Below are 13141 nucleotides of genomic sequence, written 5' to 3'. Positions count from 1 at the left end.
CAGGCTTGGTCCAGAACGCGGCCCCGGTCAAGCCCGGGAGCCCGCGATGACGCGGACTCCCGAGCCGGTGCAGCCTTCAGCGGCGCTCAGCGCGGGTAGAACGTCTTGCCCGCCTTCACCATCTCCACGAGGTGCGGCGCGGGGGTGAACCGCTCCCCGAGCTTGTCGTGGAAGTGCTCCAGCTTGCGCAGCACCTCGGCGGGGCCGCGGCTGTCCACGTAGCGCAGCGGGCCGCCCAGGAACGGAGGGAAGCCCAGGCCGAAGATGGCGCCCACGTCGCCGTCACGCGCGCTGCGCAGGATGCCCTCGCCCATGCAGCGCACGGCCTCGTTCACCATCTGCAGCACCAGCCGCTCCGCCATCTCCTCGCGGTCGAAGGACTTGCGGTCCTTCCCGTGCGGCAGCAGCGCGTAGATGGTCGGGTCCACCTCCTTCTTCTTCCCGTCCTCGTACAGGTAGAAGCCCTTCTGCGTCTTGCGACCCAGGCGGCCGTCGGTGACGACGTTCTCCAGCGCCTTGGGCGCCGCCATGCGCTTGCCGAACGCGGCCTCCATGATGGGGCCCACCTTCTGCGCCACGTCGATGCCCACCTCGTCGAGGAGGGTAATCGGCCCCACCGGGAAGCCGAAGTCCACGAGCGCCTTGTCCAGCTCCGCGATGTCCGCGCCCTCCGCCAGGAGGTACGCCGCCTCGTTCATGTACGGCGCGAGGATGCGCGAGGTGTAGAAACCCGGCCCGTCGTTGACGACGATGACCGTCTTGCCCTGCTTGCGGCCCACCTCCACGCAGGTGGCCGTCACCCACTCGGCGGTGCCCGGGTGGGTGATGATCTCCAGCAGCGGCATCTTGTTCACCGGGCTGAAGTAGTGCATCCCGATGACCTGCGCCGGCCGGCGGCTGCCCTTCGCCAGCTCCGTAATCGGGATGCTGGAGGTGTTGGACGCGAAGATGCACGGGTCGCCGGTGACAGCCTCCACCTCGGCGATGATGCGGTGCTTGAGCTTCAGGTCCTCGAACACCGCCTCGATGACGAGGTCCGCGGACTTGAAGCCGCTGTAGTCCGTGCCCGCGGTGATGAGCGCCATCTTCGCCGCCGCCTCGCGGGGCGTCAGCGAGCGCTTCTTCGTGCGCTCATCCAGGATGGACTGCACCTGCTTCAGCGCGCGGCCCACGCCCGCGTCGTCCTTGTCCTTCACGCGCACCGGCACGCCCTGCAGCGCGCTGGCCACGTAGGCGATGCCGCCGCCCATCAGGCCGCCGCCCAGCACCGCCACCTTCTTCACCTCGCGCGGCTTCACGCTGGGGTTGGCGGTGCCGTTCTCCTTCTTCAGCGTCGTCGTGGCGAAGAAGATTTCGACCAGCCGCTTGGAGACGTCCGACACCACCAGCTCGCCGAATGCCTTCGCCTCGGCCTCCTGGCCCGCCTTGTGCCCGGACTCCAGGCCGGTGCGAATCACCTGGAGCACCTTCTCCTGCGCCGGGTAGTGGCCGCGCGTCTTCTTGAGCAGCTGCTTGCGTGCCTCGTCGAAGACGAGCTTGCGGCCCAGCGGGTTGTCCTCGAGGGCAACCTCGGCCCACAGCTCCTTGTTGGCCAGCCCCTGGAAGAAGCCCGCCAGCCCCTTCGCCTTGCCGCCGGAGACCACGGACTTGAAGCCCTGGCCGCGCGTGCGCTCCACCTTCAGCGTGCCCTCCGCCAGCTCCTTCGCGCGCTGCACCGCGAGCTTGCGCAAGAGCGGCACCGGCACGACTTCATCCACCACGCCCAGCTTCTTCGCCTTGGAGGGCTTGAGGCTCTTGCCGGTGAGGATGAGGTCCAGCGCCGCCTGCACCCCGATGAGCGCGGGCAGCCGCTGGGTGCCGCCGGCGCCGGGAATCAGGCCGAGCTGCGTCTCCGGCAGGCCCAGCGACGTCTTGGGGCTGTCCGTGGCGATGCGGTAGTCACACGCCAGCGCCCACTCCAGACCGCCGCCGAGACATGAACCATGGATGGCCGCGACGACGGGCTTGGGGAACGCGTCGAGCCGGTCGAAGCCCTCCTGGCCGTTGCGGCTGATGGCGGTGGCCTCTTCCGCCGTCTTGATGGTCTGCAGGAAATCAATCTTCGCCCCGGCGACGAAGTTGTCCTTCTTGCCGGAGATGAAGACCACGGCCTTCACCTCGGGTGCCCCCTCCGCGCGGGACATGAGGCGGGTGAAGACCTCGCCCGTCTCGGGCGACAGCGTATTCACGGGCGAGTCCGGCAGGTCGTACGTGATGACGGCGACCCCGTCCTCCACCTGGTAGTGGAAGCCCTGCTTCACCTCGAGCTCTTCAAGCTTGATGGCCATCACGCACGCTCCAGGACCACGGCGGCACCCAGGCCACCGGCGGCGCAGACGGTGCACAGCACCGTGTTCTTGTTCCGACGCTTCAGCTCGTTGAGGGCCTGGGTGACGATGCGCGCCCCCGTGGCCCCGAAGGGATGGCCGATGGCGATGGAGCCGCCCGTCACGTTGAGCCGCTCGCGGTCCACCTCGCCCACCGGCGCGCTCCAGCCGGCCTTCTTCGCGAACTCCTTGGACGCCAGCGCCTGGAGGTTGCTCGCCACCTGGGCGGCGAACGCCTCGTGCATCTCCACCAGGTCGATGTCCGCCAGCGTGAGGCCCGCGCGCTTGAGCGCGGTGGGCACCGCGTACACGGGGCCCTGGAGGAGCTGGTCGCCCGGGTCCGTCGCGGCGTAGGCGTGCGCGCGCAGGTAGCCCAGCGGCTCATAGCCCAGGGCCTTCGCGCGCTCCTCGCTCATCAGCAGCAGCGCCGCGGCGCCGTCGGTGAGGGGCGAGGCGTTGCCGGCGGTAATCGTGCCGTACTTGCGGTCGAACACCGGCTTGAGCTGACCGAGCGCCTCCACGCTGGTGTCGTCGCGGACGATGTTGTCCTTCGCGGCAATCTGCTCGTACTTCGGCGGCACGGCGACGTGCATGACCTCGTTGTCGAAGAGGCCGTCCTTCCACGCGCGCGCGGCGTTGCGGTGCGAGTTGTAGGCGATGCGGTCCTGCTCCTCGCGGGAGATGCCGTTCTCCTTGGCCATCTTCTCCGCGCTCTCGCCCATCGTCAGGCCGGTGGAGTACTCGGCGATGGCGGGGGGCACGGGAATCAGGTCCTTGCCCTTGAGCTTCTGGAAGGGCTTGAGCTTCTCCGGCAGCGAGCGCCCCTTGGACGCGGCCACCAGCGCGTGGGCCAGGGGCCGGCTGGTGAAGATGGGGGCGTCCGACATGCACTCGGTGCCACCGGCGATGATGATGTCCGCCTCGCCCACGGCAATCGCGTTGGCCGCCGTGGTCATCGCCTGGATGGACGTGGCGCAGGCGCGCGCCACGGTGAAGGCCTCGATCTTCTTCGGCAGGCCCGCGGCGATGACCACCTCGCGGGCGATGGACGGGGCCGTCAGCGTGGGGATGACCTGGCCGAAGACCACCTGGTCGATGGTGTTCGGGTCCAGCTCCGTCCGCTGGACGAGCTCCTGGACCACCATGCGGCCGAGGTCCAGCGCGGTGAGCCCGGAGAAGACCGAGCCCGCCTTCACGAACGGGGTCCGCAATCCGCGGACGATGGCCACCCTCGGGTGGCCCTTGCGCTTCTCGCTTGCCATGTGTGCCTCACCTTCCTGCTGCGTCGGATGAGGCGCATCTAACGGCCGACAATGCACCGCGTCAATCGTCCGTTGATTCAAGAGTCAACGGTTGAGCGGAAGGAGCAACTGCCTGCCCGGTAGGAGGCAGAGCGGGCTTCGGCCAGCGCTTCGTCTTCACGTACTCGCGCGCGAGCTGCGGCTTGGGGTCCGGCGCGTCGAAGGGCTCCTCGACGATTTCGTACAGGCCGTTGTCGAATGGCCGGCCCGGCGCGGGCGCCTTCGGCACGAGCCGCTCCCGCGTCCCTTCCGCCGCGCGCGTCTTTGCGCGGAAGTGACAGTAGGGGTTGTTCCCCGGCCGGCCGAACAGCGCATGCGCCGTGAAGCTGCACCCGCCCATGCACGTCTCCGCGAAGGGGCACGTGCGGCAGAAGCCCCACAAGTCCTCCACCGTGCGCGTCCGCGTGAAGGCCAACTGTGGCGTGTCCTTCCAGATGGTCTCCAGTGACTGCTCGCGCAGGTTGCCGCCCACGTAGTGCGCCGTCTGGAGCGAGGGGCATCCCTTCACCGCGCCATTCGACTCGATGCCCATCACGTAGCGCCCCGCCTGACAGCCCCGCCAGTGGTCTCGCCCGCCCGCGTGCACCGAGCGCAGCAGCGCCTCCTCCGGCCCGAAGTAGCCCAGGTTGTTGCCCGGCATCACGGTGATGCGGTCCTGCCGCGCCTGCTCCTTCAGCCGGGCGATGCGCGGCATCAGGTCCATCAAATCCCACGGCTGCAGCAGCAGGTCCGGCCGGTCCGCCGCGCGCCCGAGCGGCGCGGTGATCTGCACCTGCCACGCCCCGATGCCCTGGGCCCTCAAGTGCGAATAGAGCCCCTCCAGGTCCCCCTGGTTGAGCCGGTTGAGATTGGTGTTGGCGGCGGTGCGCACTCCGGCGGCCTTCAGGTACCCCAGTGCCGCGGTGGCGGAAGCGAAGCTGCCCCGGGCCGCGCGCATGATGTCGTGCGTGGGCTCCAGCCCGTCGATGCTCACCGACGCTGCGTACAGCCCCGCGCTCGCCATCTCCGAGGCCAGCTCCGCGGTGACTCCGCGCCCGCCCGTCGTCAGGCCCGGCCGGATGCCCGCGGCCTTCAACGCCTGGATGATGCGGAGGAACCCCGGGTGCAGGTACGCCTCTCCACCGATGAGCACCACCTCCCGTGCGCGCATCGCCGCGAGCTGCGCCACCACCCCGAGCGCCTCCTCCGTGCCCAGCTCCCCCGCGCGTGCGGTGCCGGCCCGCGAGCCACAGTGCGTGCAGGGCTGGTCGCACGCGAGGGTCAGCTCCCACACCACGTAGGCGGGGTGGTAGTCCGTGGGGCTCACGTCGATGCGCCGGTTCACCATGCGCACGGAGCCTAACGGACGAGCCCCGGCACCAACATCCGTGACACCGGTGTCAGGCCCGCGCTCGTTCCAGCACGCGGCGAGTGGCGCGGCCCTCGGGAGTTCTGGCACTTACCTCGGGCACGAGCCCTGCACTTCGCCCACCGGCCTCACACCCCACTCCGACAAGGATGCCCTCCGTGCCCCAGCTGTCTGGCTGTCCGTCCTGCCAGGGATTCAACCCGCCCACCGCGAAAGCGTGCCTGCACTGCAGCCACCCGCTCGACGGCGGGCCCACGCGCCTTGCGATGTCCTGGGTGGCCTCGCTGTGGACGCTCGCGGGCGCGAGCGCGGTCGGCCTCACGTTGATGGCCTGCTACGGCATGCCGCCGTGCGACGACGGCACGTTCGACTGCATCGAGGACCTGCCGCAGTGCGACCTGACGGATGGCGGCATGGATGCGGGCAGCCTGGACGGCGGAGGCATGAGCTGCATTCCCGTGGATGCCGGTTCCCTGGGAGACGCTGGCACCCAGGGGGATGCCGGCACACTGGGCGACGCCGGCTGAGGCGCGCCCTTCCGCACCGGGACGCCTTGCCTGTGCACGGCGTCCCCGCTGAGGGCGGCTGAGCCGCTACTTCCCCAGCGTCCCCTGCCTCAGTGCCACGCCGTGCTTGTGCACGGCGTCCACGAGGAACTTCGCCGAGTCCGGGTCCGTGGGCGGCAGGATGCCGTGGCCCAGGTTGAAGATGTGCCCCACGGGCCCGGCGCGCTGGAGGATGTCCTTCACGCGCCCGTCCAGCTCCTCGCGCGGCAGGAACAGGTGCAGCGGGTCCAGGTTGCCCTGCACCGCCACGTCCGGGCCCAGCACCTTGCGGCCCTCGTCCATGGGCATCGTCCAGTCCAGCCCCACCACGTCCGCGCCCGTGCTCTTCAAGAGCGGCAGGTGCGTGGACATGCCCACGCCGAACACGATGACGGGCACGCCCGTCGCCTTCAGCTCGGACACCATCCGCTTCAGGTACGGAATGCAGAAGCGCTCGTAGTCCCACGGCGACAGCTCGCCGCCCCACGAGTCGAAAATCTGGACGATGCTCGCGCCCGCCTCCACCTGCATCTTCAGGTACGGAATCAGCGTGTCCGTGAGCTTCCCGAAGAGGCGGTGCGCCAGCTCCGGCTGCTCGAACATCAGCCGCTTGATGAGGATGTAGCTCTTCGAGCCGCCGCCTTCGACCAGGTACGCGGCCAGCGTGAAGGGCGCGCCCGCGAAGCCGATGACGGGCACCGAGTCATTCAGCGCCTTGCGCGTGCGGCGGATGGCCTCGGCCACGAAGCCCGTGCCTTGCACCGGGTCCGGCACACCGAGCTTGTCGATGTCCGCCGCGGTGCGCACCGGGTTGGGGAAGTGCGGGCCCTTGTCGCCCAGCTCCAGCACAATGCCCATCGCCTCCACGGGGATGAGGATGTCCGAGAAGATGATGGCCGCGTCCACGCCCAGGCGTGTCACCGGCTGCACCGTCACTTCGGCCGCCAGGTCCGGGTGCTTGCACAGGTCCAGGAAGGCGATGTTGCCGCGGATGGCCCGGTACTCGGGCAGGTAGCGGCCGGCCTGGCGCATCAGCCACACGGGCGTCGTGTCGGTGGGCTGGCGGCGCGCCGCGCGGAGGAGTCGGTCGTTCACTTCAGGCCTCGGTGTCGGCCCCGCTCGTGACGAGGGGGCAAGTGGAGGATGTCCTTCAGCGCTTGCCCCACGCCAGACTCAGGCGCAGGGGCTCGCGGCCTTCGGGCACGTACAACAGGCGGTTGTCTCCGCCCTCCCAGTCGAACTTCCCCGGGGTGCCGTCGCGCACGAGCTTGTACTCGAACACGGCCCCCACGGGCAGCGACAGCTTGAATCCGCCGGATTCCGGACGCAGTGAGCGCTCGGGCTTCCAGCCGCCCAGCTCCGGTCCGCTGCCCACCAGCCGCGCCGACGCGTCGTCCACCGTCAGCTCCACCGTGCGCCGCTCGCCCTGCCCCCGCCAGCGCGTACGGGCCTGCGCCACCAGCGCGCCGAAGCCACCGGTCTCGCGCGGCTTCAGCCGCAGCAGCGTCACCGGGCCGGGCGGCACGGGGATGGAATCGGTGCCCGGAAACGCGGTGCCCGCGAGCAGCTCGGAGACGCGTGCTCCCGCGAGCCCCGCCGGAAGCGCCACGTCCACGAGCCCCCTGCCCCGGTTCACGGCAACCACCACGGCCTCGTCTGGCGCCACGCGGGCGTAGGCAAAGAGGTCCTCCCGGGCGGCGAGCACGAGCGTCTCGCCACCCTGGAGGGCCTCACTGCCCCGCCGCAGCTCCAGCAGCTTCGAAATCCAGCCGCGCAGCGGATGGTCCGCCGTGAAGCGCATGTCCCCGCGATTCTCCGGCTCCTTCTTCCCCGCCAGCCCCTCCTCCGTCCCGTACGTGAGCGCCGGCACCCCGCGCGCGGTGAGCTGCACCGCCAGGGCCCGCTTCACCCGCTCCACGTCCCCGCCGCACTCGCTCATCACCCGGGGCAGGTCGTGGTTGTCCACCAGCGTCACCAGCGAGCCCGGCGCCGGGTACAGCCTGTCGTTGGAGAGCACCGCGCCCAGGTGCGAGGGCGACCTGTCGCGGCAGAAGACATCCACCAGCGCGAAGGCCAGCGGGAAGTCGAACATCGTCCCGAAGTGCCCCTTCGCCATCGTGTCCGCCAGCAGCACCGGGTCCCCGTCCAGCATCTCCCCCAGCAGCAGGAAGTCCTTCCCCGCGTGGGCCCGCAGGTCGTCGTTGTAGCGGGCCCAGAACTTCAGCGGCATGTGCTTCACCGCATCCAGCCGGAAGCCCGCGGGCTTCACCGCGTCCACCCACTGCTGCGAGTGCCCGAGGAGATGTTGGTAGACCTCGTCCTTCTCCACCGCCAGGTCCGGCAGCCCGTGCACGTCGCGCATCACCAACTCGCGCGTGTCGTTCCAGTTGTCGATGGGGCCCAGGCCGTGGAACCACTGGGGCTTCTCGCGCACCAGCTTCGTCTCGGGGCCCACGTGGTTGAGCACCACGTCCAGCACCAGCCGCATGTCCCGGCGGCGCAGCTCCTCCGACAGCTTCGTCAGCAGCGCCTCGTCACCGAAGCGCGGCTCCACCTTCCCGAAGTCCTCTACCCAGTACCCGTGGAAGGCGCCGTACCCGTAGAACTTCTCCGTCCGCATCTGGAAGACGGGTGAAAGCCACACCGTGCGGACACCGAGCTGCTTCAGCCCGTCCAACCGCGAGATGACACCCTGCAGGTCGCCCCCATGGAACGCCTGCGCATCCTTCAGGTCCACCTTCCCGTCATTGCGCGAGTCCCCATTCGCGAAGCGGTCCACCATCACGAAGTAGATGGCGTCCCCCGCGGGCGGCACCCACGCCGAGCCGCCGTCCGCCGCACCGCCCTCCGGCGGCCTGGGAGGCGCGGACGGCGTGCTCGTCCCGGGCTCGATGCCCTCGCCGGCCGGCGCGCTCAGGCCGGGCACCACGGCCGGGCCCCCGTCCGTCACCGGCACCATCATGGGCGACGCGAGGAACGAGTCGAACAGGCCCGCGGCCTGCCCCGCGATCTGACGCGACACCTCCAGCTGCGCGTCGTTCTCCCGCTGCTGGTCGTACTGAAGCGCGGCGGAGTAGTCCTGGCTGATGCTCGTGGGCTCCAGCGTGGAGTTGGCGCGCCCCGCCGTCGTGCGGACGTAGACCTCCCACGAGAAGCGCCCGCTCACCTCGCCGAAGAAGGAGACGCGCGTCTCCACCAGCAGGTACAGCGGCGCGTTCGGCGCATGGGCCATCAGCATGGCGTAGCGGCGCTGGGACTCCGACACCCTCGCGAACTCGGCCGCGTACTGCTCGTACGGCACCTCCTGCACCTGGAGGTTGCGCTTCGCCAGGGCCTCCGCCACGCGCTGCTTCACGCCCTGCGGCACGTCCGCCACGACGCCGCGCTTGAGCCTGTCGTCGCGCACGTAGGCCACCGCCACCACCGTGCCGTTGGGCGCCAGCACGGGCGCGGTGGACTGCTTCAGCAGACATCCCGCCGTGCCCACCGCGAGGAAGAGGGCCGCCAGGGCCCACCGCTGTCTCAGAACCATCCTTCGGCCTCGATGGCGACCACCGAGTGCCAGTGGCGCTCGGGGCCGACGTAGACGTTGTACTGGTCCAGACTCTCCACGAAGGAGTTGCCGAACGCCGCGTGCTGCGTGGAGTACTGGATGCCGTAGAGCAGGCGCAGGCTGGGGCGCGCGTAGATGCCCCTGCCCGTCGGGTTGAGCACCACGCCCACCTTGCCCTGCCACGTGTCGCGCGTGTCGCTGTCACCGAACTCCAGCCCGCGCGCGTCCGGCATGCCGCCCGTGTTGGTGAACACCGAGTCCACGTGGTTGCGGAAGAGGTTGCCATTCTCACTCTTCTCCCGGGCGATGCTCGTCTCCGCCAGCAGGTGGACCCGCTCGGTGAGGAAGTACTGGAGCCGCAGCACCGTGGACGCGATGAACCGGTCGTCGTCACCCGGCTTGATGGCGTTGTCCTTGTTGAAGGCGTAGCCCACCCAGACGCCCCAGAGCGCCTCCAGCTTGTCGGGGATGATCTTGATGTACGCCTCGTTGCCGAGGTTCGCCTCGTAGCGCTGGTCCGTCTGGTCCGCGATGTAGACGGTCCAATCCCGGCCCCGGTAGTTCTCCGAGTACGACTGGTCCGGGTGCTTGCGCTCGAAGGTGACGTAGAAGTTGTCCCAGATGAGCGGGCCCCAGTTGCCGAAGCCCAGGTAGCCGGCGGCCATATAGGAAACCGCGCTGCGCGGTTTCAGGTCGGGCACCAGGTCCTCCAGGCCGGGGTTGGCCTCGAAGTAGCGCTGCACCACCTGGCGCCGGACGTAGTCCTCGTAGTTGATGCCGGGCGACGCGTAGAGCGCGTTGCGGTTGCCGCGCACGGAGGGCTCGTAGCCCAACTGCCCGCGCACGCCGGCCTCCAGGTGCCCCGGAATCAGCCGGTAGCGGAAGTGCGCGGCGCCGGTGAGCACGGTGTTGTACTTCTGCGGCCGCAGCGAGTAGCCGCTGTCACCCACCGCCAGCAGCACGTCGTAGCGGTCCCCCGTGTACGTGCCGGACAGGCCCACCGTGTTGTAGAGCAGCGTGCCGGGCCGCTGGTCGTAGATGTGCAGGTCGTTCCAGCGGTTCTCGAGCGTGCCCAGCTGCCACGTCACCCTGTCGAGCAGGATGTTGCCGGCGCGCACGAAGAGGTAGTCCGCGCGGAAGTTGACGAACGAGCCATTGCCCGGGTCCGCCGAGCGGATGGAGGTACCGGAGAAGCGCGTGTGCACCTCGGCCCAGACCTCGTCGGAGCCCGGCGTGGCCTGGAGCACGTCGAGCTTCAGGTTGAGCTCGGCGTAGGGGCTCTCGTTGAGGAGCCGGCCGTAGAGCCAGTAGTAGCCCAGCTGGCCGGAGCCACCCGAGAAGTCCGGGCGGGTCATGATGCGGAAGTAACCCGCGGCCCCGAAGCGATCTCGGGGAGCGTCGGCCAGGGCCAGGAGCGGGCTGAGGAGAAGCAGCAGGAATGCGCCGAGGCGCGCGGGCGGGACTCGCATGGGCGAGCCCCGCTTATAGCGCACCTCTGGCTGCCTGCCCTACTCCGCGCGCAGGACGACGATGGTGCGCTCCGGGACGCCGTACGTCGTGCCCGTCACCGGCGACGGCGCGTCCAGCCACGAGTTGCCCGTGACGCGGCTGCTCAGTCCCGTGGCCGTGAGGTACTCGGCGCTGTCGAAGTAGGCCTGCGTGTCGATGAGCCGCTTCCACGTCCGGCCCACCACCTGCGGCAGGGTGAACTCCACCGCGCGGGGCTCCATGTTGATGAGCACCACCAGCTCCGGCCCGAAGGACACGTCGTAGTAGTGGATCATCAGCTGCTTGCTGTCCCAGAGCACCTCGTCGGTGTTCTGCGCGCTCTTCCACGCCAGCGGCGCACCCTTCTCGTAGTCCGAAGGGGCGAAGGCGTACGAGTGCTCCTTGCGCAGGCGGATGGCCGCCTTGACGAAGTCGTGCATGCGGTGCCGCTCGTCCCGTGCCAGGTACGCGCCCCACTGGTACCAGTTGAACGGGTTGTCCGCGCGCGTGGAGTACGCGTTGTTGTTGCCCAGCTGCGTGCGCATCCACTCGTCGCCGCCGAGAATCATCGGCGTGCCGTGGCTGATCATCATGGACATGAAGGCGTTGCGCATCATCTGCCGGCGCAGGCTCTCACCGCGCGCATCCCCCACCGCGCCCCAGTTGCGCGAGCGGTTGTTGTCCTCGCCGCTGACCTTGTCGCAGAAGGGGCTGTTGGGCGTGTCGCAGCACACCGGGTTGAGCGGCCCGCACTTGTTCTCCTTCTTGTCGTAGGCGAACAGGTCGTACATCGTGAAGCCGTCGTGCACGGTGATGAAGTTCATCGAGTGGTACGGGCGGCGGTCATTGCGCGCGTACCAGTCCCGGCTGCCGTACATCAGGAAGGGGCCATCCGCCGCGCCGGGCTTGCCGCACAGCGAGCCCTCGTTGGAGTTGAGCTTCCAGTCGTCGCGGTTGATGAAGGCGCGCCACCAGTCGCGGAAGCGGCCGTTCCACTCGTACCAGCCGGCGCCCGGCTGGGTCAGCGAGTTGGGGAACTCGCCCATGGGCAGGCAGTACCAGCCGCCCGCGCTCCAGGGCTCGGCGATGATGCGGGTGTTGTACTTCTGCAGGACGGGGTCGTCGATGATCTCCTGGAGCACCGTGTTGCGCGGGTCGTCCCAGCGGTTGAAGTCGCCGTCGCGCTCTCCCAGGATGGGCGCCAGGTCGAAGCGGAAGCCGTCCACGTGCAGCTCCTCCGCGTAGTAGCGGAGGCTGTCCACGGTGAGCTTGCGCATGGGCCGGTGGTTGGGCCGCGTCTGGTTGCCCACGCCGGTGTTGTTCCAGTACGTGCGGCGGTCCGGGTTGAGCGCGTAGTACGCCTGGTTGTCGATGCCGCGGAACGAGTAGAGGCCCGCGACTTCCGCCGGGTCCAGGGACTCCAGCGGCTCACCGGGCAGGACGTCGTCCGTCTCCAGCTTCTCGCGCCACAGGCCGCCCTCGCCGGTGTGGTTGAAGACCACGTCGACGATGACCTCGATGCCGCGCTTGTGGAACTCCTCCACCATCCACTTGAACTCGTCCACCACCTCGTGCGGCCGCTTCATGGCCGAGTACGACAGCTCGGGGGCGAAGAAGTTGATGGTCTGGTAGCCCCAGTAACCACCGTCCAGCGGCTTCTCGTGGATGGGCAGCAGCTCCACGGCGGTGATGCCCAGGTCCTTGAAGTAGTCCGCCTTCTCGCCCATGCCGCGGTAGGTGCCCGGGAAGCGCACGCCGCTGGCGGGGTCCGCGGTGAAGCCCTTGGCGTGGACCTCGTAGACGACGAGGTCGTTCCACGAGTGGCCCTTCCAGTTCTCGTCCTGGCGGTTGGAGCGCCACTGCTCTTCCACCTCGCCCCATGCGTAGCCGCTCTGGACGATGACGCTCTTGGCCGAGGCCGCGTAGGTGACTTCCGTGCGCGCCGGGCCGCTGGCGGTGCTGCCCTTGCCCCAGTCGTGATCGCGGTGGAGCGCCTTCGAGTAGGGGTCCGTCAGCAGCTTGTTGGGGTTGAAGCGATTGCCGTAGACGTCCACGTCCGACTTGAAGCCCTTGATGGAGCCGGGGAACCACTCGGGGTCGTACTCCCAGTTGGGCCCCCAGGCGCGAAAGCCGTAGTTCTGGCCCAGCCCCACGCCCTCCACGTAGACGCTCCACACGTCCCCGTAGCGCGTCATCTCGTACGTGCGCGTGGGGCGGTTCACTTCCGGGTCGTCGAAGAGCAGCAGCTCCAGCCGGGTGGCGTTCTCCGAGTAGAGGGCGAAGTTGACGCCGCGGTCCGCGAAGGTGGTGCCCATGTGCCGCATGGACTCCACGTCGTCGACCGAGTAGCTCGGGGCCCGGGCTTCGCTGTGGTAGAGCCGGACGTAATCGCTCTCACTGCAGCCGAAGACGAACAGGACGCTGGCCAGGGCCGCGCCCTTCAGGCGGGTCATACGGGGAGTGCTCATACGGGTAGGCTGCCCTCGGCATTCCGGACGGACTTCGGCCCGGGAACGAACCACGCTTCCATAACAAGCGGC

General features: G+C 69.2%; 8 protein-coding genes. 1 reads left to right on the top strand and 7 read right to left on the bottom strand.

Annotated features, from left to right (window positions below; all coding sequences use genetic code 11):
• Positions 1-86 precede the first annotated feature (86 nt).
• The 3 genes from fadJ to G4D86_RS41840 form a co-directional block, all read right to left on the bottom strand.
• Positions 87-2327, bottom strand: a complete 2241-nt coding sequence (gene fadJ, locus G4D86_RS41850; RefSeq protein WP_164000087.1) for a fatty acid oxidation complex subunit alpha FadJ — start codon at positions 2325-2327, stop codon at positions 87-89.
• Positions 2327-3628 carry an acetyl-CoA C-acyltransferase FadI gene (fadI, locus tag G4D86_RS41845; RefSeq protein WP_164000085.1) on the bottom strand — a complete coding sequence of 434 codons (1302 nt, stop codon included), beginning with the start codon at positions 3626-3628 and terminating at the stop codon, positions 2327-2329. Before fadI ends, fadJ begins: the two co-directional genes overlap by 1 nt.
• A 61-nt stretch (positions 3629-3689) precedes the next feature.
• On the bottom strand, positions 3690-4994 hold the full coding sequence (locus tag G4D86_RS41840) for a radical SAM/SPASM domain-containing protein (RefSeq protein WP_164000252.1): 1305 nt from the start codon (positions 4992-4994) through the stop codon (positions 3690-3692).
• A 179-nt stretch (positions 4995-5173) separates the two neighbouring features.
• Between G4D86_RS41840 and G4D86_RS41835 the strand changes: the two genes are divergently transcribed.
• The gene (locus G4D86_RS41835) at positions 5174-5542 is read left to right on the top strand and encodes a hypothetical protein (protein WP_164000019.1); all 369 of its coding nucleotides are present in this window, start codon (positions 5174-5176) and stop codon (positions 5540-5542) included.
• A gap of 66 nt (positions 5543-5608) precedes the next feature.
• On the opposite strand, the gene hemE is transcribed toward G4D86_RS41835, so the two are convergent.
• From hemE to G4D86_RS41815, 4 genes are read right to left on the bottom strand one after another with little or no spacing between them, the layout of a single operon-like run.
• Positions 5609-6655 (bottom strand): uroporphyrinogen decarboxylase, encoded by a 1047-nt coding sequence (gene hemE, locus G4D86_RS41830; protein ID WP_164000083.1) that lies wholly within the window; start codon positions 6653-6655, stop codon positions 5609-5611.
• 55 nt (positions 6656-6710) lie between these two features.
• Positions 6711-9092 carry an alpha-amylase family glycosyl hydrolase gene (locus G4D86_RS41825; protein ID WP_164000081.1) on the bottom strand — a complete coding sequence of 794 codons (2382 nt, stop codon included), beginning with the start codon at positions 9090-9092 and terminating at the stop codon, positions 6711-6713.
• Complete coding sequence (locus G4D86_RS41820; protein ID WP_164000080.1) at positions 9083-10582, bottom strand: hypothetical protein; 1500 nt, start codon at positions 10580-10582, stop codon at positions 9083-9085. Before G4D86_RS41820 ends, G4D86_RS41825 begins: the two co-directional genes overlap by 10 nt.
• Positions 10583-10621: 39 nt before the next feature.
• A complete protein-coding gene (locus G4D86_RS41815) occupies positions 10622-13054 on the bottom strand; it encodes a glycogen debranching protein (RefSeq protein WP_240360787.1) in 2433 nt (810 codons plus the stop codon).
• Positions 13055-13141: the final 87 nt, after the last annotated feature.

Origin of the sequence: Pyxidicoccus caerfyrddinensis, from assembly GCF_010894405.1 — a bacterium.
GTDB classification, from domain to species: domain Bacteria; phylum Myxococcota; class Myxococcia; order Myxococcales; family Myxococcaceae; genus Myxococcus; species Myxococcus caerfyrddinensis.
The sequence above is the reverse complement of the archived record's forward strand: the minus strand, read 5'-3'. Positions and strand labels throughout refer to the sequence as shown.